General features: G+C 59.5%; 22 protein-coding genes. 6 read left to right on the top strand and 16 right to left on the bottom strand.

From position 1 onward, the window contains the following. Position 1: 1 nt before the first annotated feature. The 6 genes from RYC17_RS25210 to ubiE form a co-directional block, all read right to left on the bottom strand. Entirely contained in the window at positions 2-277 is a 276-nt protein-coding gene (locus RYC17_RS25210; RefSeq protein WP_002551630.1) for a twin-arginine translocase TatA/TatE family subunit, read from the bottom strand. Positions 278-321: 44 nt separating this feature from the next. Continuing rightward, entirely contained in the window at positions 322-654 is a 333-nt protein-coding gene (locus RYC17_RS25205) for a phosphoribosyl-ATP diphosphatase (RefSeq protein ID WP_002551631.1), read from the bottom strand. Between the two features lie 2 nt (positions 655-656). Beyond that, on the bottom strand, positions 657-1,049 hold the full coding sequence (gene hisI / locus RYC17_RS25200; protein WP_002551632.1) for a phosphoribosyl-AMP cyclohydrolase: 393 nt from the start codon (positions 1,047-1,049) through the stop codon (positions 657-659). A 67-nt stretch (positions 1,050-1,116) separates the two neighbouring features. Next, on the bottom strand, positions 1,117-2,736 hold the full coding sequence (gene ubiB / locus RYC17_RS25195; protein ID WP_057401435.1) for a ubiquinone biosynthesis regulatory protein kinase UbiB: 1,620 nt from the start codon (positions 2,734-2,736) through the stop codon (positions 1,117-1,119). Beyond that, complete coding sequence (locus tag RYC17_RS25190; RefSeq protein ID WP_058402817.1) at positions 2,733-3,356, bottom strand: SCP2 domain-containing protein; 624 nt, start codon at positions 3,354-3,356, stop codon at positions 2,733-2,735. Before RYC17_RS25190 ends, ubiB begins: the two co-directional genes overlap by 4 nt. Then, on the bottom strand, positions 3,356-4,126 hold the full coding sequence (gene ubiE, locus RYC17_RS25185) for a bifunctional demethylmenaquinone methyltransferase/2-methoxy-6-polyprenyl-1,4-benzoquinol methylase UbiE (RefSeq protein WP_002551635.1): 771 nt from the start codon (positions 4,124-4,126) through the stop codon (positions 3,356-3,358). Before ubiE ends, RYC17_RS25190 begins: the two co-directional genes overlap by 1 nt. Before the next feature lie 143 nt (positions 4,127-4,269). Here ubiE and RYC17_RS25180 point away from each other — a divergent pair, with 143 nt between their 5' ends. The 3 genes from RYC17_RS25180 to RYC17_RS25170 all read left to right on the top strand — a co-directional run bounded on the left by RYC17_RS25180 (position 4,270) and on the right by RYC17_RS25170 (position 5,916). Next, the gene (locus RYC17_RS25180) at positions 4,270-4,548 is read left to right on the top strand and encodes a polyhydroxyalkanoic acid system family protein (RefSeq protein ID WP_002551636.1); all 279 of its coding nucleotides are present in this window, start codon (positions 4,270-4,272) and stop codon (positions 4,546-4,548) included. Positions 4,549-4,646: 98 nt separating this feature from the next. Then, positions 4,647-5,120: a phasin family protein gene (locus RYC17_RS25175; RefSeq protein ID WP_005778662.1), complete on the top strand. Its 474-nt coding sequence runs from the start codon at positions 4,647-4,649 to the stop codon at positions 5,118-5,120. Between the two features lie 10 nt (positions 5,121-5,130). After that, positions 5,131-5,916, top strand: coding sequence for a phasin family protein (locus RYC17_RS25170; protein WP_122280516.1), 786 nt, complete (start codon positions 5,131-5,133; stop codon positions 5,914-5,916). A gap of 233 nt (positions 5,917-6,149) precedes the next feature. Here RYC17_RS25170 and RYC17_RS25165 read toward each other — a convergent pair whose 3' ends face one another. From RYC17_RS25165 to RYC17_RS25120, 10 genes are all read right to left on the bottom strand, one after another. Beyond that, positions 6,150-6,764, bottom strand: coding sequence for a TetR/AcrR family transcriptional regulator (locus RYC17_RS25165; protein ID WP_058402819.1), 615 nt, complete (start codon positions 6,762-6,764; stop codon positions 6,150-6,152). Between the two features lie 66 nt (positions 6,765-6,830). Next, on the bottom strand, positions 6,831-8,516 hold the full coding sequence (gene phaC / locus RYC17_RS25160; RefSeq protein ID WP_058402820.1) for a class II poly(R)-hydroxyalkanoic acid synthase: 1,686 nt from the start codon (positions 8,514-8,516) through the stop codon (positions 6,831-6,833). A gap of 156 nt (positions 8,517-8,672) precedes the next feature. Beyond that, positions 8,673-9,530 (bottom strand): poly(3-hydroxyalkanoate) depolymerase, encoded by an 858-nt coding sequence (phaZ, locus tag RYC17_RS25155; RefSeq protein ID WP_004654231.1) that lies wholly within the window; start codon positions 9,528-9,530, stop codon positions 8,673-8,675. A gap of 63 nt (positions 9,531-9,593) precedes the next feature. After that, positions 9,594-11,273, bottom strand: a complete 1,680-nt coding sequence (gene phaC, locus RYC17_RS25150; protein WP_054995178.1) for a class II poly(R)-hydroxyalkanoic acid synthase — start codon at positions 11,271-11,273, stop codon at positions 9,594-9,596. A 313-nt stretch (positions 11,274-11,586) separates the two neighbouring features. After that, the gene (locus RYC17_RS25145) at positions 11,587-11,958 is read right to left on the bottom strand and encodes a gamma-butyrobetaine hydroxylase-like domain-containing protein (protein ID WP_002551642.1); all 372 of its coding nucleotides are present in this window, start codon (positions 11,956-11,958) and stop codon (positions 11,587-11,589) included. A 102-nt stretch (positions 11,959-12,060) separates the two neighbouring features. Beyond that, complete coding sequence (gene hslU, locus RYC17_RS25140) at positions 12,061-13,398, bottom strand: ATP-dependent protease ATPase subunit HslU (protein ID WP_002551643.1); 1,338 nt, start codon at positions 13,396-13,398, stop codon at positions 12,061-12,063. A gap of 66 nt (positions 13,399-13,464) precedes the next feature. After that, entirely contained in the window at positions 13,465-13,995 is a 531-nt protein-coding gene (hslV, locus tag RYC17_RS25135) for an ATP-dependent protease subunit HslV (RefSeq protein ID WP_002551644.1), read from the bottom strand. Between the two features lie 206 nt (positions 13,996-14,201). After that, positions 14,202-14,897, bottom strand: a complete 696-nt coding sequence (locus RYC17_RS25130) for an SPOR domain-containing protein (protein ID WP_002551645.1) — start codon at positions 14,895-14,897, stop codon at positions 14,202-14,204. A 1-nt stretch (position 14,898) separates the two neighbouring features. Further along, positions 14,899-16,635: an arginine--tRNA ligase gene (gene argS / locus RYC17_RS25125; protein ID WP_058402823.1), complete on the bottom strand. Its 1,737-nt coding sequence runs from the start codon at positions 16,633-16,635 to the stop codon at positions 14,899-14,901. A 97-nt stretch (positions 16,636-16,732) separates the two neighbouring features. After that, a complete protein-coding gene (locus RYC17_RS25120; protein ID WP_058408271.1) occupies positions 16,733-18,952 on the bottom strand; it encodes a primosomal protein N' in 2,220 nt (739 codons plus the stop codon). A 169-nt stretch (positions 18,953-19,121) separates the two neighbouring features. Between RYC17_RS25120 and rpmE the strand changes: the two genes are divergently transcribed. The 3 genes from rpmE (at position 19,122) to RYC17_RS25105 (ending at position 21,612) form a co-directional block, all read left to right on the top strand. Further along, positions 19,122-19,343 carry a 50S ribosomal protein L31 gene (gene rpmE, locus RYC17_RS25115; protein ID WP_002551648.1) on the top strand — a complete coding sequence of 74 codons (222 nt, stop codon included), beginning with the start codon at positions 19,122-19,124 and terminating at the stop codon, positions 19,341-19,343. A gap of 13 nt (positions 19,344-19,356) precedes the next feature. Beyond that, positions 19,357-20,160 carry a thermonuclease family protein gene (locus tag RYC17_RS25110; protein ID WP_230017351.1) on the top strand — a complete coding sequence of 268 codons (804 nt, stop codon included), beginning with the start codon at positions 19,357-19,359 and terminating at the stop codon, positions 20,158-20,160. Between the two features lie 183 nt (positions 20,161-20,343). Then, the gene (locus RYC17_RS25105) at positions 20,344-21,612 is read left to right on the top strand and encodes a malic enzyme-like NAD(P)-binding protein (protein WP_002551650.1); all 1,269 of its coding nucleotides are present in this window, start codon (positions 20,344-20,346) and stop codon (positions 21,610-21,612) included. Positions 21,613-21,753: the final 141 nt, after the last annotated feature.

Raw genomic sequence — 21,753 nt, 5'->3', positions numbered from 1 at the left:
CTTAAACCTGGTCTTTGCGGATCGGCTCGTCGACTTTGTGCGCCTGCGCGTCGATGGTATGCGGCTGGTTCAATGGCGAGCCCTGAGGGGCAGCCTGTGCCTGCTGTGGCTGAGGTGCAGGCTGTTCGGCTGGCTTGTCGTCGTCATTCATCGCCTTGCGAAAGCCCTTGATCGACTCACCCACGTCGCTGCCCAGACCCTTGAGTTTCTTGGTCCCGAAAACCAGTACCACGACGATCAGGATGACGATCCAGTGTTTCCAGTCAAAAATACCCATGAAACAGTCCTCGTAAAAGATTTCAAGCTTGAAAGGGGAGAGCGTTATTCTGCCGTGCGGGCGGCTTTTTCCGCGTGGCCGGACAAGCCGAATCGGCGGTCCAGTTCATCGAGCACGGCTTGTGGGTGCTGACCCAGCGCTGCGAGCATCACCATGCTATGAAACCACAGGTCTGCGGTTTCATAGATTACGTCGCTGCAATCACCGCTGACTGCAGCGTCCTTGGCAGCGATGATGGTCTCGATCGATTCTTCGCCGAGCTTTTCCAGAATCTTGTTCAGGCCCTTGTGATACAGGCTGGCGACGTAGGAACTGTCGGCAGCAGCGTCCTTGCGTGATTCCAGCACCTCAGCCAGGCGGGATAACGTATCAGTCATGTTCAGTGGCCTGCTGAGTAAATAGCGTCAGGATCTTTCAAAACCGGGTCGACGGTCTTCCAGCCTGAGTTTTCGTACACTCGATAGAAGCAACTTTCGCGGCCGGTATGGCAAGCGATGCCGCCGATCTGCTCGACCATCAGGATAATGACATCGGCATCACAGTCCAGGCGCAGTTCATGGAGCTTTTGCACATGACCTGATTCTTCACCTTTACGCCAGAGTTTGCCACGCGAACGCGACCAATAGATGGCACGATTCTCCGACGCCGTCAGGCTCAGGGCCTCGCGGTTCATCCAGGCCATCATCAATACCCGGCCGGTCTTGTGATCCTGAGCAATTGCAGGCACCAGACCGTCGCTGTTCCAGTGAATCTCGTCCAGCCAGTCTTTCATATCTACTCCGGCAGCCGGCGTTCATGCCCGGCGGATTGAACAGTGTGCCAGCGCCATTCGCTGCTGGCTATCGGCGAACGATCAGATACAGCCCGGCAATCAGCATGATCGCCGCTGGCCAGGCGGTGAGCGTCAGCAGTTGTGTGGCTGCCTCGCTCATCACCCAACCCTGTATCGCGCCACCTACCAATAACGCTGCACCGATAAGCCGCAGGACCGGCTCGTCCTTGCGCTCCTGCCAGGGACGTGGCGGATCCGAAGCATGCGGGCGAGACATACGCTCCAGTAGATCGCGGGTCATGCCCGCGATATGCGGCAGTTGCTCGACCTGTGATTGCAGATTGCCCAGCAAGGTTTTCGGGCTGACCCGCTCACGCATCCAGCGCTCCAGATAAGGCTGCGCGGTGCTCCACAGGTCCAGATCAGGGTACAACTGACGACCCAGCCCCTCGATATTGAGCAGGGTCTTTTGCAGCAGAACCAATTGCGGCTGGACTTCCATATTGAAGCGGCGCGCGGTCTGAAACAGGCGCATCAGCACCTGGCCAAAGGAAATATCCTTGAGCGGCTTCTCGAAAATCGGCTCGCAGACCGTGCGGATTGCAGCTTCGAATTCATTGAGCTTGGTCTCTGCCGGCACCCAGCCCGAATCAATGTGCAGCTGCGCAACCCGACGATAATCACGCTTGAAGAAGGCAAACAGGTTACGGGCCAGATAATCCTGATCTTCCGGCGTCAGGCTGCCGACGATGCCGCAGTCGATGGCAATGTATTTCGGGCTCCACGGGTTGACCGTGCTGACGAAAATATTGCCGGGGTGCATGTCGGCGTGGAAGAAACTGTCGCGAAATATCTGGGTGAAAAAGATTTCCACGCCGCGCTCAGCCAGCAGTTTCATGTCGGTGCGCTGGTCGGCCAGCCCGGCCATGTCGGTGACCTGCAGGCCGTAGATACGCTCCATGACCAGCACTTTGGGGCGGCACCAGTCCCAGTAGACTTGTGGCACGTAGAGCAGGTCCGAGCCTTCGAAGTTGCGACGCAACTGGCTGGAGTTGGCGGCTTCACGCAGCAGGTCCAGCTCGTCGTAGATGGTTTTTTCGTAATCCATCACCACCTGCACCGGGTGCAGCAGGCGTGCATCGGCTGACACGCGTTCGGCCATGCGGGCAAGGATGAACAGCCACGCGAGGTCCTGGCCAATGACCGGCTTGAGACCTGGGCGTACCACTTTCACCACGACTTCTTCGCCGGTCTTCAAACAGGCGGCATGCACCTGGGCAACCGAAGCAGACGCCAGCGGGGTTTCGTCAAAGCGACTGAATACGTCGCAGATACGTGCGCCCAGTTGTTCTTCGATGAGATTGATGGCCACCTGCTGGTCGAACGGCGGCACGCGGTCCTGCAGCAGCATCAGTTCGTCGGCGATGTCCTCGGGCAGCAGGTCGCGCCGAGTAGACAGCAGTTGCCCGAACTTGATGAAAATCGGCCCCAGGTCCTGCAATGCCAGACGAAAGCGTACGCCACGGCTCAGCTCGGATTTACGCCGTGGCAGCCAGCGCCAGGGCAGCACGAAACGCACCGCGAGCATCCACCAGGGCAGGGGCAGGGCGAACAACAGGTCATCAAGGCGATAGCGGATAACGACACGTTGAATGCGAAACAGACGGCGGACGGCAAGCAGCTTCATGCGTTATCGCTGGTATTGAGGGAGTGGGCGAGGCGGGCAAAGCGCGCCTCGAGACGGTCCAGATCGAGTTTGATCTGATCGAGTTCGGCGAATCGTGCTTCGGCTTCGTGCTTACCCACCAGCGTACGCGATTCTTCGCTGAGGTAGTCGGCAACGTTCTGGCTGAGGCTGGTGAAACTTTCACGTGTCCAGCGTCCACTGCTACGCAGTCGGCTGCTGAACAACTGAGTGGCCACCGGGCCGACCCAGTTGGACAGTTCATGTTCCCAGTCCAGTTCCAGGTCCTGAAGAATGCCGACCAGTTCCAGCAGTACGCCACTGTCACCGTCCAGCTCGACGTCGGGGCCATGCAGCACGGCGGTCTTGTCCTTGCTCAGGGCCAGACGCAGCAGGCTGGAGGCTGGCGCACGCAAGGTGCAGTCGGCGTCGGCAGCCCAGTCTGCGGCCAGCAGCAGACCTTCGTCACTGGGCAGGATAAAGATTTTCAGGGACGGATCGCGACAGTCCACGGCAATGACATGCCCGGACAAGCGCGCCATACGCGGTAGCGCGGTGCTGTCCAGGCGCAACACGCGATTGATGCCGTGCTCGATACTGGCGAGCAGCCCCCGGAGCAACATCAGGGTTTGATACCGCGATGCAAGGCCACGACGCCCGCCGTCATGTTGTGGTAGGTCACACGGTCAAAACCGGCTTCCACCATCATCGACTTGAGGGTTTCCTGGTTGGGGTGCATGCGGATCGATTCGGCCAGATAGCGGTAGCTTTCCGAGTCATTGGTGACCAGTTTGCCCATCAACGGCATGAACGCGAACGAATAGGCGTCATAGGCCTTGGACATGAGCTTGTTGGTCGGCTTGGAAAACTCCAGCACCAGCAGGCGTCCACCGGGCTTGAGCACGCGCAGCATGGAACGCAGAGCGTCTTCCTTGTGCGTCACGTTGCGCAGGCCGAAGGCGATGGTCACGCAGTCGAAATGGTTGTCCGGGAACGGCAGCTTCTCGGCGTCGGCCTGGACGAACTCGACGTTGCCTGACACGCCAAGGTCCAGCAGGCGGTCACGGCCGACCTTGAGCATGGAGGCGTTGATATCAGCCAGTACCACCTGGCCGGTCGGGCCGACCAGGTTGGAGAATTTGCGGGTCAGGTCGCCCGTACCGCCGGCAATGTCGAGCACGCGGTTGCCGGTACGGACGCCCGAAAGCTCGATTGCAAAACGCTTCCACAGACGGTGCATGCCACCGGACAGCAGGTCGTTCATCAGGTCGTATTTGGCTGCAACCGAATGGAAAACCTCAGCGACTTTTTCTGCCTTCTGGCTTTCCGGTACATTTTTGTAACCGAAGTGAGTCGTAGGTTCGGCATCGCTGCCTTTGCGCTGATCGTTCATATCGCTTCACCGGAATAGAGTGCGGGCCATTCTAATCGCCAGGGCCGGCTTTGTCTTGACAAGGCTCACCGGCAACGCTTTCTTGGATGCAGGCGGGTCTATATAGTTGCGCCGCATTTCATCTGATCATCAAGGAAGCCTGCATGGCCAAGATAACCGTTGAACGCCCGCACGCACTGGGCCGGGAAAAGGCTCGCGAGAGGGCCGAGCAACTGGTCGAGAAGCTTTCCGACAAATACGGACTGGCGCACGAATGGGCAGGCGATACCGTAAAACTGGAAGGCAAGGGGGCCAAGGGCAAGGTTGAAGTCGAAGACGCGTTGATCCGTATCAACATCGAGCTGAACTTCATCCTGTCGGCCATGAGCGGCTCCATCAAGACTGAAGTCGAGCGCGTCCTGGATAAAGCACTGGCCGCCTGAGTCTTCGCCCTAGGGTGAGCATTCTAATTTTTCTCCGTAACGTTGCGCTTATGCCCATAGCTGGGCGGTTCCTTCAACTTTCGAGCATGAGGTGCACCATGGCCAGAGCGAACACGAAGAAAAACATCGAAGACCAGCAATCCTCCACGCTTTCCGACGTCAGGCTGTATGCCCGCAAGATCTGGCTGGCCGGTCTGGGAGCCTATTCCAGGGTCAACGAAGAAGGCACACAGTACGTCAGGGACCTGATCAGGACTGGCGAGCAGGCCGAAAAGGAAGTCGTCAAAACGGTCGATGAGAAACGTCTTGCGGCCAACAGCGAAATCGACTCGATCAAGGGCGAGGTGTCTTACGCCAAAGGTCGTGTAGAGGCGCAACTCGGCAGAATCGAGAGTGCTTTCGACCGTCGTGTCGCAAAAGCCTTGAACCGCATCGCAATCCCGTCTAAACATGATGTTGACACGCTCTCTGCCAAGCTCGACGAGCTGACGGCATTGCTTGAACGTGTCGTGCCTAAAAAGCTTGAACGCTCCGGGTCGAAACGATTCGAACGTTCAGAGTCTGGACAATAAGGAGAGCAGGATGGCTGGCAAGAAAAAAACCGACAAAGACGGCAGCTCATGGATTGGTGAGGTCGAGAAATACTCTCGCCAGATCTGGCTGGCGGGCCTGGGCGCTTATTCCAAGATAAGCAATGACGGCAGCAAGCTTTTCGAGACACTGGTCAAAGACGGCGAGAAAGCCGAGAAGCAGACCAAGGTCGAGGCGCAGAAGCAGCTGGATGAGGTCAAGGACACCGCCAAGACCGCCAAGTCGCGGGTCGGTGACGTAAAAGACCTCGCGGTGGGTAAATGGAATGAGCTGGAAGGGGCCTTCGACAAGCGCCTGAACAGTGCCATTTCGCGTCTGGGCGTGCCGAGCCGCAATGAGGTTCAGGCGCTGCACAGTAAGGTCGACCAGTTGACCCGGCAGATCGAGCTGTTGACGGGTGAGAAAGCCAAACCGGTCGCTTCGCGTACTGCTGCGGCCAAACCTGCGCCGAAAACTGCGGCTAAACCGCTGGTCAAGGCCGCGGCTAAAACCGTCGCCAAAACAGCGGATAAAACGGCGCAGAAAGCCGCAGCGGCCAAGCCAGCAGTCAAGAAAGCTGCGGCCAAACCGGTCGATGCAGCCAGCAAGGCCGCTACTGCCACCGCCAGCAAGGCCAAGACAGTTGCCAAACCAGCTGCGGCGAAGAAACCAGCAGCCAGAAAACCGGCTGCCAAGCCTGCCGCCAAGCCCGCTGCATCGGCGACTCCGGCAACCGGTTCGGCCCCCGCTGCATCAGCCCCGACCGCTGCACCGGCAACACCCGCCAGCCAGTCCTGACAGACAGCTGTAACATCGAAGCCCGGCCTGCCAAGCAGCCCGGGCTTTTTTGATATTCCGAACACCTCTCCTGCCAATGCTTCTGGCCGAAGGCCGTGGGAGCGAACTTGTTCGCGAAGGGTCCTGTACATTCCGCGAATATGTATCGCCTGAACCACCGTTTTCGCGAACAAGTTCGCTCCCACAAGGGGTTGCGTTCAGCCTGTCGATGCGTTTTCTTATCGTGCACGGGTTTACCTGCCCAGATACTCCATCGCCAGCTGTTCGGCTGCCTGCCTTGAGGTGGGCAGCAGGTGTGGGGTCACGAGCATCATGATCTGGTAGACCACCACCCGCACATTACCCTCGCGACCCAGAATGCGTTGGTAATCCAGTGAAAACAGCAGGTTCATGGTGATCTGCTCCACCAGCTGCCCCAGCGCCTGGGTTTCGCTGACCAGTTGCCCTTGCGATTTCAGACGGGCCAGCAGTGAGGCGAGGGTTTTCTTGATCGAGTTGAGCAGGTTGCGAATGCCGCGGGCCAGCTTTGGCAGCCGTCCGGCGAGGTTGGACAGGTCTTGAAACAGGAAACGATAGTGCGACAATCGCTCGACAATCAGGTGCAGAAACATCCAGTAGTCTTCGGCCTCAAGCCTGGCATCCGAAGGCGGAGCGAGCAGCGGTGCCAGCTCTGCCTGGAACCGCTCGAAAAGACTCAGAATCAACGGCTCCTTGCCATGAAAGTGGTAATACAGATTGCCGGGGCTGATACCCATTTCATTGGCGATTTCCAGCGTGGAAACATTGGGCTCGCCCTGCTGGTTGAACAGCGTCAAGGCACATTCAAGGATACGGTCGCGGGTTTTCATCCAGTCTTCTTGTTCACAAGTCAAAGGGCCGGCTTTGCCTGATCGGGCAGGGCGCAATCCAGCGTTTCAGCGCACATGCACATAAGTCCCGGGCGCAGCCTCCATGGGCGGATAAGTAGCGTTGCCCAACTCCATCCTGGTGTCGTGCTCGGCCCCGGAATGCTCCTGAACCCATTTCAGCCAGTTCGGCCACCAGCTGCCATCATGATGCTGCGCGTCGTAGTACCAGGCGCGCGGGTCGCTGCTCAGCTTGCTGTTCTCGACATAGTTGGCTTTCGGGTTGCCCGGCGGGTTGAGAATGCTCTGCACATGGCCGCTGTTGGACAGCACGAAGCGGCGCTCGCCGCCCAATAGCAGCGTAGAGCGGTACACCGCGTCCCATGGCGTGATGTGGTCGTTGATGCCAGCGATGCTGAAACTGTCCACCGTGACTTTCTGCAGGTCGATGGGGGTCCCGCAGACCTCCAGGCCACCAGGATGGCTGAGCGGGTTGTGCTTGAAGAAGTCCAGCAGATCACCGTGCAACGCAGCGGGTAGGCGTGTGGTGTCGTTGTTCCAGTAAAGAATGTCGAACGGCGGTGGCGATTTGCCCAGCAGGTAATTGTTGATCCAGTAAGTCCAGATCAGGTCATTGGGGCGCATCCAGGAAAACACCCGATTCATCTCGCTGCCCTCCAGTACGCCGCGCTGATAGGAGCGGCGCTTTGCAGCTTCAAGGGTTTGCTCGTCGATAAACAGCGTGGCGGGGCTTTCGATCTGGCTGTCCAGCAGGCTGACCATATAGGTTGCGCTGGCCACACGGCGGGTTTGGCGCTTGGCCTGCAAGTGACCCAGCAATGCGGCAACGGTCAGACCTCCCGCGCAAGCGCCCACCAGATTGACCTCGCGTGCTGCGCTAATCGCCCGGCAGATATTCATCGCCTGCTCGGTCGCTTCGACATAACTGGACAGCCCCCACTCCCGATGACGGACATCCGGGTTGCGCCAACTGATGACGAAGGTCTGCAGGCCGTTCTTGAGCGCATATTGCACAAAGCTGTTGGTTGGGCTGAGGTCGAAGATGTAGAACTTGTTGATCTGCGGCGGCACGATGAGGACCGGTCGGCTGAACTGCCTTTCGCTCATGGGCCGATACTGGATCAGCTCGAACATTTCGTTGCGAAACACCACCGCACCGGGCGTGGTCGCTACGGTTCGGCCTACCTCAAAAGCGTCCTTGGTGGTCTGGCTGGGCAGCCCGCTGTTGTGTAACAGATCATCGGCCATGTGGCTCAGGCCCTTGATCAGGCTGGTACCACCCGAGTTGAACAGCTCTTTGACGGCCTGCGGGTTGAGCAGCGTATTGGAAGGGGCCAGCGCATCGTTGATCAGTGTGAACAGAAAGTGCGCCCGCGCCCGGTCTTCAGTGGACAGATCGCTGTCATCGATCCACTGCCTGACCTGATGCTGGCAGCTGAGATACACCTGCAAACCCCTGCGATAAAGCGGGTTGAGACTCCAGGTCGGGTCAGCGAAGCGGGGGTCTTTGGGATTGTGCGGATAGGGTGTTTCGCCCAGCACCACCACCCGCCCCAACTGCTTGCCTAGCGCCAGAGCGTGGCGAGCACTACGAACCGGGTGCCGCAAACCCTGGGCTGCGACGTTACGCAAGGTAGAAAACAGGTCTCGCCCGCGCAGGCCGATGATGGCGCTCTGCGCGTTGATGAAGTTTGTGGGTGCAGCGCTGGCAACCTTCGCCGATTTTTCTTGCATGAGGGCAACACTCCTTCGTCAGGCAACTCATGGGTTGGCGCCAGTCCGCTTGAGAAGGGGCTGGCGTCGCTCTGCGCGGTTGAAACTCCAGTGTGTTGCGCAGTGGGTGACGCTGTTTCTCTCGGGCTGCTCACATTACCGGGCGTGTTGGCGCTATCAGCGCGTTCTGGGCGGCGTTGGCTGTGGGTGCATGACTGCGCGCTGCCGTTCCTGTTGCAGAAAACCCATGATGATCGGTGCCACGGCTTCGGCACGCGTGATCAGGAACAAATGCCCGTCATCGATTATGTGTAGCTGGGCATTGGGTATTCGCCAGGCCAAAAGGCGCATATTCACCAGCGGAATCAGCGGGTCGTCATCACCGGCCAGAACCAGAGTCGGCTGGTGAACCTTGTGCAGCCAGTGAATGCTGGTCCAGCCCATGCCCGCGAACAATTGCCAGTAATAGCCCAGCTTGCCGGACGAGCGCACCTTGGCAGCATGATTGGCCGCCAGATTGGGGTCACGTCGAAACGCCCCGCCATAGATCTCCGGCGCGATACGGATCACATGCGACGGCTGAATGTAGCGACGCGGGCTGGCCATCAACCACAGCACCCGAGGCTTGCCCGGCACCATCGCCATGCCTGCCGACGTGGCGGCCAGCACCAGTTTCTTGCAGCGCTCCGGGTAGTCATGAGCGAACTGCTGGGCCAGCGCCCCGCCCCACGAAACACCGATCGCATTGACCTGCCCGTAGTTGAGGTAATCGAGCATGCGCGCTGCGAGCTTGGCCAGCCCCGGAAAGCGATAAGGCCGATTGGGTGTCGACGAACCACCGACCCCCGGTACATCGAACGCGATGACTTCCAGGTCCGGATCCAGTGCTTCGACAAACGGGAACACCAGCTCCAGGTTGGCCCCGATGCCGTTGAATATCAGCAGTGGTGTCAGATGGCTCTTGCCTGGGCGCACGGCCGTACGAATTGTGTGTCCGTTCAGGTCAATGGAGCGAAAAACAAACGGTTGCGGCATGCGCTAAGCCCTGTTGATTTAACCGCCGGGAACGCACCCCGGGTTTTTTCAAGACTGACGGGTCTAACGCTCGTGAACATAGGTTCCGGGCGCTGCCTCGGCTGCCGGATAGGCTTTGTTACCAAGCCCGGCAGGCGCCTTTTTCAACTTGCCCGAGCGCGTGGCCAGCCACTCTTGCCAGTGTAGCCACCAGGAATCGGTGTGCTTGGTAGCGTTTTCCTGCCAGGCCGCCGGGTCTGCTGGCAGCTCGTCGTGAGTCATGTAACGCGACTTGGGGTTGCCCGGCGGGTTGAGGATGCTCTGGATATGGCCGCTGCTGGACAGTACAAACTCGGTCTTGCCTCCAAACAGCCGTGCTGATTTGTAGCAGGAGGCCCATGGCGTGATGTGGTCATTGGTGCCGGCCAGGCAGAACACATCGGCCGTGACCTGTTTGAGGTCGATCGGCGTGCCACAGACTTCCAGCGCGTTGGCGCGGGTCAGCGGGTTGTTCTTGAACATTTCGATCAGGTCGCCGTGAAAGGCGGCGGGCAGGCGTGTGGTGTCGTTGTTCCAGAACAGAATGTCGAAGACTGGCGGCTCGTTGCCCAGCAGGTAATTGTTGACCCAGTAATTCCAGATCAGGTCGTTAGGGCGCATCCAGGCAAACACCTTGGCCATGTCACGACCTTCCAGCACACCCGCCTGATAGGAATGGCGCTTGGCAGTTTCCAGGGTCTGCTCGTCGACGAACAGCGCGACCTCGGTATCCAGCGTGGTATCGAGCACGCTGACCAGCAGGGTCATGGCGTTGACTTTCTTTTCGCCCAGGGCTGCGTAGTGGCCCAGCAGCGCTGTGCAGGTAATGCCACCGGAACAGGCGCCCAGCATGTTGAGGTCTTTGCTGCCGGTGATCGCCAGTACCACATCGACCGCTTCCTTGAGCGCTTCGATGTAGGTCGACAGCCCCCATTCGCGTTGTGCCTTGGTCGGGTTGCGCCAACTGATGATGAAGGTCTGCACGTTACTGCGCAGGCAGAAGCGCGCCAGGCTTTTTTCCGGGCTCAGGTCGAAGACATAGAATTTGTTGATCTGCGGCGGGATCACCAACAGCGGTCGCTCGTGAACCTGCTCGGTAATCGGCTTGTACTGGATCAATTCCAGTACGTCATTGCGAAACACCACGGCCCCCTCGGTGGTGCCCAGGTTTTTGCCAACCTCAAACGCGTCCATGTTGACCTGGCTCGGCATTCCGCCGTTGTTCACCAGGTCCTTGGCCAAGTGCGACAGGCCATCGAGCAGGCTTTTACCACCGGTTTCAAAGAAGCGTTTCACGGCGGCCGGGTTGGCGGCAGAGTTGGTCGGTGACATGGCCTCGGTCATGAGGTTGATCACAAAGTGCGCGCGACTGATGTCTTGCGGGGTGAGATCGCTGCCACCGATCCAGTCATGCAGTTCCTTGCGCCAAGCGAGGTAAGTCTGCAGGTAACGGCGATACAGCGGGTTCTGGCTCCAGGCCGGATCAGCGAAGCGGCGGTCATCCGGTGTTGGCTGCAAGGCAGATTTGCCGAAGATCACGTTGCCGAGTTCGACGCTAAGGTGCGCGACGTGCTTGATGCTGTGGATCGGTTGCTTGAAAGCCTGACGCAAAACCATCCGGGCAGTGCTCAGTAAATCCTTGCGCCGCAGGCCAACGACCGGGTTGAGGCCCAGGGTGTGCTCGGAAGCCTGGCGCTGCAGGTCATCGTCTTTCGCGTTACTCATCTACGACGCTCCATTGTCTTGATGCGAACACTGACATTCCTTGCCTGTGAACCAGTGACACAGGCGGTTAGCCAGCACTACTGCTCGTGTAACTCATGCCTTGCAGGCTGTTTCTCGCATCGACTTCGATGCAGGGAACTTGCCAAGGTTATTGGTTACGCGAGATTTCAAAAAATCGCAAGCAGCGTCAGCCACTCATTGGCCGCTGCGCGGAACATTGAAACAAAAATGATTAGAAAGCGCGTCCTAAAACGGCGAGCGGTGAGGCTGCACGGGTTTGAATGTTCTGTGAGGATCGCGCGGGCGGCAGGGGTCAGAGCATCAGCTTGATGACTTGCTCGGAGGGATCGCGGGATTTTCCGGCTTTTTTCAGCTCTTGCAGATAGTCCTCCCACAGGGACTCCTGGCGTCTTGCCAGTTCGTACAGGTACTCCCAGGTGAACAGTCCTGAGTCGTGGCCATCATCAAAGGTCAATTTCAGTGCATATTGCCCAGCCGGCTCGACCTTGCTCAGACCGACGCCCAGTTTGCCGAATTGCAGGATCGGCCTGCCATGGCCCTGAACCTCGGCAGAAGGGGAATGCACCCGCAGAAATTCGGCGGGCAGATGATATTCCTCATCCGGCGCGTACTTAAGCGTCAGGGTTTTGGAAGCTTTGTGCAGCTGGATGGCGGTGGGGAGCATTGAAAGCAGCCTCAAGGAAGAGCAGCTACAAGCTACAGGCAGAAGCAAAAAAGCTGCAAGGGTGGAGAACCTCTTGCAGCTTGTAGCTAAACACTTGCAGCTTTAAAGGATATACCGCGAGAGGTCTTCGTTTTCGGCCAGATCGCCCAAGTGGCTGTTGACGTATTCTGCATCGATTTCAATCGGTGCTGCGTCAGGGCTGATAGCCAGATCGCCAGCGCTGAACGAGACTTCCTCAAGCAGACGCTCAAGCAGCGTGTGCAAGCGACGGGCACCGATGTTCTCGGTTTTCTCGTTGACCTGCCAGGCAATCTCGGCAAGACGCTTGATGCCTTCAGGCTTGAACTCGATCTTCAGGCCTTCGGTCTTGAGCAGTTCACGATACTGTTCGGTCAACGATGCATGTGGCTCGCTGAGAATGCGTTCGAAGTCCTGCGGCGACAGCGCCTTGAGTTCAACGCGGATCGGCAGACGGCCTTGCAGCTCGGGGACCAGATCACTTGGCTTGCTCAAATGGAACGCGCCAGATGCAATGAACAGGATGTGGTCAGTCTTGACCATGCCCAGTTTGGTATTCACGGTGCAGCCTTCGATCAGCGGCAGCAGGTCGCGCTGTACGCCTTCGCGGGACACATCGACACCGCCCGAATTACCGCGCTTGGCAACCTTGTCGATCTCGTCGATGAACACGATGCCGTGTTGCTCGACCGCTTCCAGCGCTTTGGCCTTCAACTCTTCGTCATTGACCAGACGGCCCGCTTCTTCTTCGCGTACCAGCTTGAGCGCGTCCTTGACCTTGAGTTTGCGGCTCTTGGTCTTGCCTTTGCCCATGTTGGCAAACAGGCTCTGCAGCTGATTGGTCATTTCTTCCATGCCGGGCGGCGCGGAGATATCGACACCTACGGCTTCGTTGATCTCGATCTCGATTTCCTTGTCGTCCAGCTGGCCTTCGCGCAAACGCTTGCGGAACAGCTGACGGGTGTTGGAATCGTTGCTCTGCGCCGGGTCTTCGTTGAAACCGACACGGGCAGGCGGCAACAGGGCATCGAGAATACGGTCTTCGGCCGCGTCTTCGGCGCGATGGCGAACCTTGATGATTTCCTGTTCACGCAGAAGCTTGATCGCCGCATCGGCCAGATCGCGGATGATCGACTCTACATCGCGGCCTACGTAGCCCACTTCAGTGAACTTGGTCGCTTCAACCTTGATGAACGGTGCATTGGCGAGCTTGGCCAGACGACGGGCGATTTCGGTCTTGCCGACACCGGTCGGGCCGATCATCAGAATGTTCTTGGGCGTCACTTCAACGCGCAGCTCTTCGGGCAGCTGCATGCGGCGCCAGCGATTGCGCAGGGCAATGGCGACGGCGCGCTTGGCATCGTCCTGGCCGATGATATGGCGGTTAAGTTCGTGGACGATTTCGCGGGGAGTCATGGACATGGTAATTCACGGTCCTCTGGTACGGTGAAGCCGAAGGGGCCGCAGACTGTGCGGCCCGGCAACGGCTTAGCCGACGAGGTCCTGCTCCTCAATGGTGATGTTGTGGTTGGTGAACACGCAAATGTCGCCAGCGATATGCAACGAAGTCTCGGCGATTTCGCGTGCCGACAGGTCGGTCTTGAGCAGCAGGGCGCGTGCGGCGGCCTGAGCAAATGCGCCGCCGGAGCCCATGGCAATCAGGCCGTCCTCGGGCTCGACCACATCGCCGTTGCCGGTGATGATCAGCGAGGCGTCCTTGTTGGCGACGGCCAGCATTGCTTCAAGACGGCTCAGCGAGCGATCGGTACGCCAGTCCTTGGCCAACTCGACAGCTGCACGAACCAGATGCCCCTGGTGTTTTTCCAGTTGGGCTTCAAAGCGTTCGAACAGCGTGAATGCATCGGCGGTCGCGCCAGCGAACCCGGCGATTACTTCACCGTGATAAAGACGGCGCACCTTCTTGGCGTTGCCTTTCATGACGGTGTTGCCCAGAGAAACCTGGCCGTCGCCAGCCATGACGACTTTACCGTGGCGGCGCACTGAAACGATGGTGGTCAAGGGAGAGTCTCCACACTGCGGGGCGAAAATGCCCTGATGCAAACTCATATGGGGGTGTGGACGAGTATTTCAACCTTGAGGATAAACAGCGGGGATAACTGGCAGCTGACTGCCGGAGGCATAAATCTCCGGCAGTTGTAACGGCCTCTTCGTGAGCAAGCTCACTCCCACCTATAGCGCAGAGCGCTTTGCGCGCTCTGTTTCAGCTAGCGGCTCTGGCGCTGTTGCAACAACAGGTTACTAAATCCACCGCTTGCCAGTTGTTTCTGGGCGGTGGTCAGTTGTTCGCGGTTGCTGAACGGGCCGACCAGTACGCGGTACCAGGTTTCATCCTTCACAGTGCCTGACTCGACGGTAGACGTCTGGCCCAGCAGGATGATCTGCGCGCGGACTTTCTCGGCGTCAGCCTGTTTGCGGAACGAGCCCGCCTGCAGGAAGAACGTCGTCACCGCTGCCGGCTTGGTCGTGGCAACCGGTGGTGCTGGCGGAGGCGTCAGGCCGCTGAGTGCTGCCTGGGCGCGTGCCGTGTCGATCTTGGCAGCCTGTTCCGGCGAGACCGGTGCGGTCGGTGCCACAGGCGGCGGGGTCTTCTCCGGCACGGCTTCGTTCGGCACGATTACTTCCGATTCCGGCAGCAATGTGTAGAAGTCGTACTTCGGCTTGACCGGAGCCGTCGGGCTCGGTGGTGTTTTATTCGCCTCGGCGATCTTCGCGGCCTTGGCGTCCGCCTTGACCCGCTTGACGTCTTCGCCGCCCGGTTCAAGCTTCATCAGAAAGACCACGAACGCGCCCACGGTCAAGCCAATCGCCAGCCACAACCATCCTGGAATCGGCTTCTTCGCGGGTGCCTGATAACGGCTGGCGCCCCGCTTGGGTGCCGGTTTCTTCTTCGCAACTGCCAACTTACATACGCTCCAGAGTTTCCAGACCCAACAGGTCCAGGCCTTGCTTGAGGGTGCGGCCGGTCAGGGCAGCCAGACGCAGACGGCTTTGCTGCTGATCGGGATTTTCCGCACCAAGGATCGGGCAATTTTCATAAAAGCTCGAAAACAGACCCGCAAGGTCATACAGGTAAGCACAAAGTACGTGCGGTGTGCCTTTTTCTGCGACGTTATTCAGTGTTTCAGTGAACTGCGCCAGGCGTGCAGCCAGTTCCAGCTCTTGCGGCGCGTTCAGGACAATCTGCCCCTTGCTGGCGTCGAACGGCGTGCCCAGCTTGCGGAATACACCGGCCACACGGGTGTAGGCGTAGAGCAGATAAGGCGCGGTATTGCCTTCGAAGCTCAGCATCTGATCGAAGTTGAAGCTGTAATCACTGGCGCGGTGCTTGGACAGGTCAGCGTATTTCACCGCGCTGATGCCCACGGCTTTGGCGATACTGCGCAGCTCGGCCTCGGCGACCTCCGGGTTCTTTTCCTTCACCAGCGTGTAGGCACGTTCTTCGGCTTCATCGAGCAGGTCGATGAGTTTGACCGTGCCGCCGTCGCGGGTTTTGAACGGGCGGCCATCGGCGCCGTTCATGGTGCCAAAACCCATGTGTTCCAGCTGCATGCCGTCGTGGACGAAACCGGCGCGGCGAGCGACTTCGAACACCTGCTGGAAGTGCAGGGCCTGACGCTGATCGACGAAATACAGCACGCGGTCAGCCTTGAGCACCTTGCTGCGGTAGCGGATGGCGGCCAGATCGGTGGTGGCGTACAGGTAGCCGCCACCGGCCTTCTGCACGATCACCGGCAGAGGCGTGTCATCGGCGGTGCGGAATTCTTCAAGGAACACACATTGCGCGCCGTTACTCTCGACCAGCAGGCCAGTGGCTTTCAGGTCGTTGACCACATTGGCCAGGTCATCGTTGTAGGCACTTTCGCCCATCACGTCTGCCGGGGTCAGCTTGACGTTGAGGCGTTCGTAGGTTTCCTGACAGTGCGACAGCGAGATGTCCTTGAAGCGTGTCCACAGGGCCAGACACTCGGCATCGCCTGCCTGCAACTTGACCACCAGGCCACGCGCCCGCTCGGCGAACTCTTCGGATTCATCGAAGCGCTGCTTGGCGGCGCGGTAGAAGTTTTCCAGGTCGGACAGCTCGTCGCTGGTCGCCGGTTTTTCCTGCAAATAGGCCAGCAGCATGCCGAACTGGGTGCCCCAGTCGCCCACATGGTTCTGGCGAATGACTGTGTCGCCCAAGAACGTCAGAACGTTCGCCACGCCGTCGCCAATAATGGTCGAGCGCAAATGGCCAACGTGCATTTCCTTGGCCAGGTTGGGTGCCGAAAGGTCGACCACCACACGCTGCCCGGCACCCGCCTTGCGTACCGACAACTGCGGGTCGGCCAGGGCTGCGTCGAGGCGCGAAGCCAGTGCGGCAGTGTTCTGGAAGAAGTTCAGGAAGCCCGGACCGGCAATTTCGACCTTGCTGACCTGCTCGTCGGCAGGCAGGGCGGCGATCAGCTTTTCAGCCAGGTCGCGCGGCTTCATCCCGGCAGGCTTGGCGAGCATCATCGCGATATTGCTGGCGAAATCGCCGTGAGTCTTGTCACGGGCGTTTTCCACCTGGATCGCCGGCGTCAGCCCTTCTGGCAAGACGCCCTCGGTGACGAGACGGGTCAGGGCTTGTTGAATCAGCTGGCGAATGGTGTCTTTCATTGTGCTCTCTTCGACCGCAAGCGCGGTGGCGCTTCGATGCGCGGGTGGAAAAACTCCGCATTATCCGTTGCTCAAGCCTGCTTGCCAACGGCGTGACTTAATAAAGATCCACCGGGTCCACATCCAGCGACCATCTGACCTGTCGTCCGCTGGGCATTTGCTCCAGCGCGAGCAACCAGGTGGCAAGTAATTTGTGCAGTGGCGCGCGTGCGCTGGACTGCACCAGCAGTTGCGCACGATAACGCCCGGCGCGGCGTTCCATCGGTGCCGGAACCGGGCCCAGCAGCTCGATGCCGCCCAGGCCCATTTGCGCAACCAGTTGCTCGGCGTCACTGCAGGCCTGATCGAGAAAGGCTTCGGCCTGCCCCGGCTTGTGTGCTTCGGCGCGCAGCAGGGCGAGGTGCGAAAACGGTGGCAAACCAGCCGAGCGGCGCTCGCTCAAGGCCTGCTCGGCAAAGGCGAAATAACCCTGCTCGGTCAGCTGGATCAGCAACGGGTGTTCGGCCAGATGAGTCTGGATGATCACCTTGCCCGGCTCTTCGGCGCGGCCGGCACGCCCTGCAACCTGCACGATCAACTGCGCCATGCGCTCGCTGGCTCGGAAGTCACCGGAAAACAGCCCGCCGTCGGCATCCAGAATCGACACCAGCGTTACCCTTGGGAAGTGATGCCCTTTGGCGAGCATTTGCGTACCCACCAAAATGCACGGCTGGCCGCGCTGGATGGTCGCAAATAACTGATTCATGGCGTCCTTGCGCGAGGTGCTGTCGCGATCCACGCGCAGCACGGGGTAGTCCGGAAACAGAATCGCCAGGCGCTCTTCGGCACGTTCGGTGCCCGCGCCTACCGGGCGCAAATCCACTTTGCCGCAGGACGGACACTGGCGCGGTACACGTTCGACATACCCACAGTGATGGCAGCGCAGCTCGCCCGAGCGCTGGTGCACGGTCATGCGCGCATCACAGCGCTGGCAGCCAGACATCCAGCCGCAGTCGTGACACAGCAAGGTGGGTGCGAAGCCGCGACGGTTAAGGAAGACCAGCACCTGCTGACCTGCCGCGAGCGTCTGGCCGATGGCCTGTTGCATCGGCCCGGAAATGCCGCTGTCCAGTGGCCTGCTCTTGACGTCCAGGCGCATGAAACGCGGCTGTTGCGCACCGCCTGCGCGCTGGTTCAGGCGTAGCAGGCCGTAGCGTCCGGTGTAGGCGTTGTGCAGGCTTTCCAGCGAAGGCGTGGCCGAGCCGAGGACAATCGGGATGTTTTCCTGACGCGCCCGCACCAGTGCCAGGTCGCGGGCGTGATAGCGCAGACCTTCCTGCTGTTTATAGGAGCCGTCGTGTTCTTCGTCGATGATGATCAGGCCGGGGTTCTTCATCGGCGTGAACAGTGCCGAGCGCGTGCCGATAATAATGTCGGCTTCGCCATCGCGAGCCGCCAGCCAGGCATCCAGTCGTTCGCGGTCGTTGACTGCCGAATGCAGCAGCGCGATGCGGGCATTGAAGCGCTGTTCGAAACGCGCCAGGGTTTGTGGCCCCAGGTTGATTTCCGGAATCAGCACCAGCGCCTGTTTGCCGGCCTCAAGCGTTTCGCGGATCAGTTGCAGATAGACTTCAGTCTTGCCGCTGCCGGTGACGCCAGCCAGCAAAAACGCATGAAAGCTGTCGAACCCGGCACGGATCGCTTCGTAAGCAGCGCGCTGCTCGGTGTTGAGCGGCAATTCAGGCTGGGCCAGCCAGTGTTCATGGCGTGCGCTGGGCGCGTGACTGCGCACTTCAACGTATACCAGCTCCTTGGCCAGCAGCAGGTTGAGGCTGTCTTTATTAAGCATCAGCTTGCTCAGCAACTGATGCGCCACGCCATGCGGATGCTGGGCGAGGGTGGTCAGCGCTTCGCGTTGCTTGGGCGCTCGCGCGATGCGCGGGTCATCGACGCTGGCACCCGGTGCAACGTGCCAGAAGCGTTCCTGGCGGCTTTCGGCCAGTTCGCCCTGACGCAACAACACCGGCAAGGCCCAGCTCAGCGTGTCGCCCAGGCTGTGCTGGTAATACTGCGAGGTCCACAGACATAGCTTGAACAGCGCGGGCGGCAATGGCGCTTCGCTATCGAGCAGGGCAATGGCCGGTTTGAGCTTGTCGGCAGGCACTTCGCTGTGATCGACCACTTCCACCAGAATGCCGATCATTTCCCGTCGCCCGAACGGCACCCGCAGACGCATGCCAGGCTGCAAGGCGCTGCGCGACACGCCCGCAGGAGCGCGGTAGTCGAACAGGCGGCGAAGCGGCGAGGGCAGGGCAAGGCGCAGGATGGCGTCGGGCACGCGGTGTTTCCCTGTGATGATGAGTGATGACGGAGGCGCGATCTTAGCAGACGACCGGTGTGAAGGTTCGCTTGCGTCGTTGCAATTGTCTGGTACTATCCGCAGCCTATTTCCGTGCGGTATTCAACAATAGTGTTGGATGGCGGCGCGTTAGACCGAGGAAGTACCGATGAAAGCTGATATCCATCCAGTTTACGAAGCCATTGACGCGACCTGCAGCTGCGGCAATGTCATCAAGACCCGTTCCACCCTGGCCGCTCCGCTGAGCCTGGACGTGTGCAACGAGTGCCACCCGTTCTACACCGGCAAGCAGAAGACGCTTGACGTTGGCGGCCGTGTCGACAAGTTCAAATCCCGTTTCGGTGCGTTCGGCGCTACCAAAGCGAAGTAAGACTGGCTGCCCCATGGGCATCTCCAGGCTGCTTGAAAAGGCGCTCCTTGTGGGCGTCTTTTTTATGCCCGCGATTTGGGTTTCCGGCGCGCAGGCCTTCTGCCCGGCACCTGCCTCGTTGCCGGTTGCGCAGGTGCAGCGCGTGGTCGATGGCGACACGCTGCGCCTGAGTGATGGCCGCAGCGTGCGGATGATCGGGCTCAACACGCCTGAAACCGGCAAGAAAGGCCAGTCTGCCGAGCCGTTTGCCGAGGTTGCGAAAAGACGCTTGCAGGCGCTGGTGGATGAAAGCGGCGGTCAGGTCGGTTTGCGTGTCGGCCAGCAGGGCAAGGACCATTACGGTCGGACTCTGGCCAACGTTTACGATCGCAAGGGTGCAAACCTTGAGGCGCAGTTGCTCAGCGAAGGGTTGGGGTATCTGGTGGCCGTTGCGCCCAACGTTGCGCTGGTCGATTGCCAGCAAGTTGCCGAACGTGCAGCGCGGCAGGCGCAATTGGGTGTGTGGCGCGACTCGCCGGTTCAGCCCTCGACCAGGCTGAGCAAAAGCGGCTTTGCGATAGTGTCCGGTCAGGTCAAAAGCGTGCAGCGCAATCGCGGCGGTATCTGGATCGAGTTGCCAGGCTCGCTGGTCCTGCGCGTTGCCCCGGCTAACGTGAACTCATTCGACACGGCAATGCTGGAGCGCCTCAAGGGTCGGCAGGTCGAGGCGCGCGGCTGGGTGGTCGATCGGTCCCGGCGCGGTGCTCTGAAATCAGGGCAGGCACGCTGGCTGCTGCCGCTGACCCACCCTGCGATGCTGAGCCCTTCAGGTCGATAGAAACTACCTTCTGGCCAGTTGTCTGGCGATGGGGGACCGGGTGTTCACGTTTCAGGTATCTAAGCGTAAAGTCTAATCCTGTGCCTATTGACAGCAGTGACTGGTCAGTCTTGTTAGGACTATGCATCTTGCGTATCCTCGGCGGTCCGTCTGTCCCACAGTAAAAAAAGCGGAATCCAATACATGTCAGATTTGAAAACTGCCGCGCTCGAATACCATGCCAATCCTCGTCCGGGGAAGCTGAGCGTCGAACTCACCAAGCCGACTGCAACCGCTCGTGACCTGGCTCTGGCCTACAGCCCTGGCGTTGCTGAACCCGTGCGTGAAATTGCCCGTGACCCCGAGCTGGCTTACAAGTACACCGGCAAAGGCAACCTGGTAGCAGTTATTTCCGATGGCACCGCGATTCTCGGCCTCGGCGATCTGGGCCCATTGGCCTCCAAACCGGTCATGGAAGGTAAAGGGGTTCTGTTCAAGCGCTTCGCCGGTATCGACGTTTTCGATATCGAAGTCGATTCCGAAAGCCCACAGGCCTTCATCGACACCGTAAAGCGTATCTCCATCACCTTCGGTGGCATCAATCTGGAAGACATCAAGGCACCTGAGTGCTTTGAAATCGAGAAAGCGCTGATCGAACAGTGCGACATCCCGGTCTTCCACGATGACCAGCACGGCACCGCTATCGTGACTGCTGCCGGCATGATCAACGCACTGGAAATTGTCGGCAAAACCCTCGATTCCGCGAAGATCGTCTGCCTGGGCGCTGGCGCTGCAGCCATCTCCTGCATGAAGCTGCTGGTGAGCATGGGCGCGAAGATCGAAAACATCTTCATGGTCGACCGTACCGGTGTCATTCACTCTGGCCGTACCGACCTGAACCAGTACAAGGCTGTGTTCGCTCACGCGACCGAGAAGCGCTCGCTGACCGACGCACTGGATGGTGCTGACGTGTTCGTGGGCCTGTCAGGTCCTAACCTGCTGAGCGCTGAAAACCTCAAGCTGATGGCCAAGGACCCGATCGTGTTCGCCTGCTCGAACCCGGACCCGGAGATCTCCCCGGAGCTGGCTCACGCCACCCGTAGCGATGTGATCATGGCGACCGGCCGTTCGGATTACCCGAACCAGGTCAACAACGTTCTGGGCTTCCCGTTCATCTTCCGCGGTGCTCTGGACGTTCGCGCCAAGCGTATCAACGAAGAAATGAAAATCGCCGCAGCCAACGCCCTGCGCGAACTGGCCAAACTGCCTGTTCCTCAGGAAGTCAGCGATGCCTACGGCGGCATCAAACTGGAATTCGGTCGTGAGTACATCATCCCGAAACCAATGGACACCCGCCTGCTGGGCCTGATCGCCGATGCAGTTGCCAAGGCAGCCATCGAGAGCGGTGTTGCCACCCTGCCGTATCCGAAGCACTACCCGCTGACCAGCGTGGATGATGTATTCAAGGGCTGATCCTTGACGCAATAAAAAACCCCTGCAGCGATGCAGGGGTTTTTTTATGCCTGGAATTGAGATCATCGTTCCTCACGCTCCAGCGTGGGCATGCCTTGGGTGACGCTCTGCGTCACAAATCTGCGCGGCACCGCTGAATCA

It is taken from the genome of Pseudomonas syringae group sp. J248-6 (assembly GCF_032586995.1).
Classification (GTDB): domain Bacteria; phylum Pseudomonadota; class Gammaproteobacteria; order Pseudomonadales; family Pseudomonadaceae; genus Aquipseudomonas; species Aquipseudomonas amygdali.
Note: the sequence above shows the minus strand (reverse complement) of the source record. Positions and strands in the feature narration are given on the sequence as shown.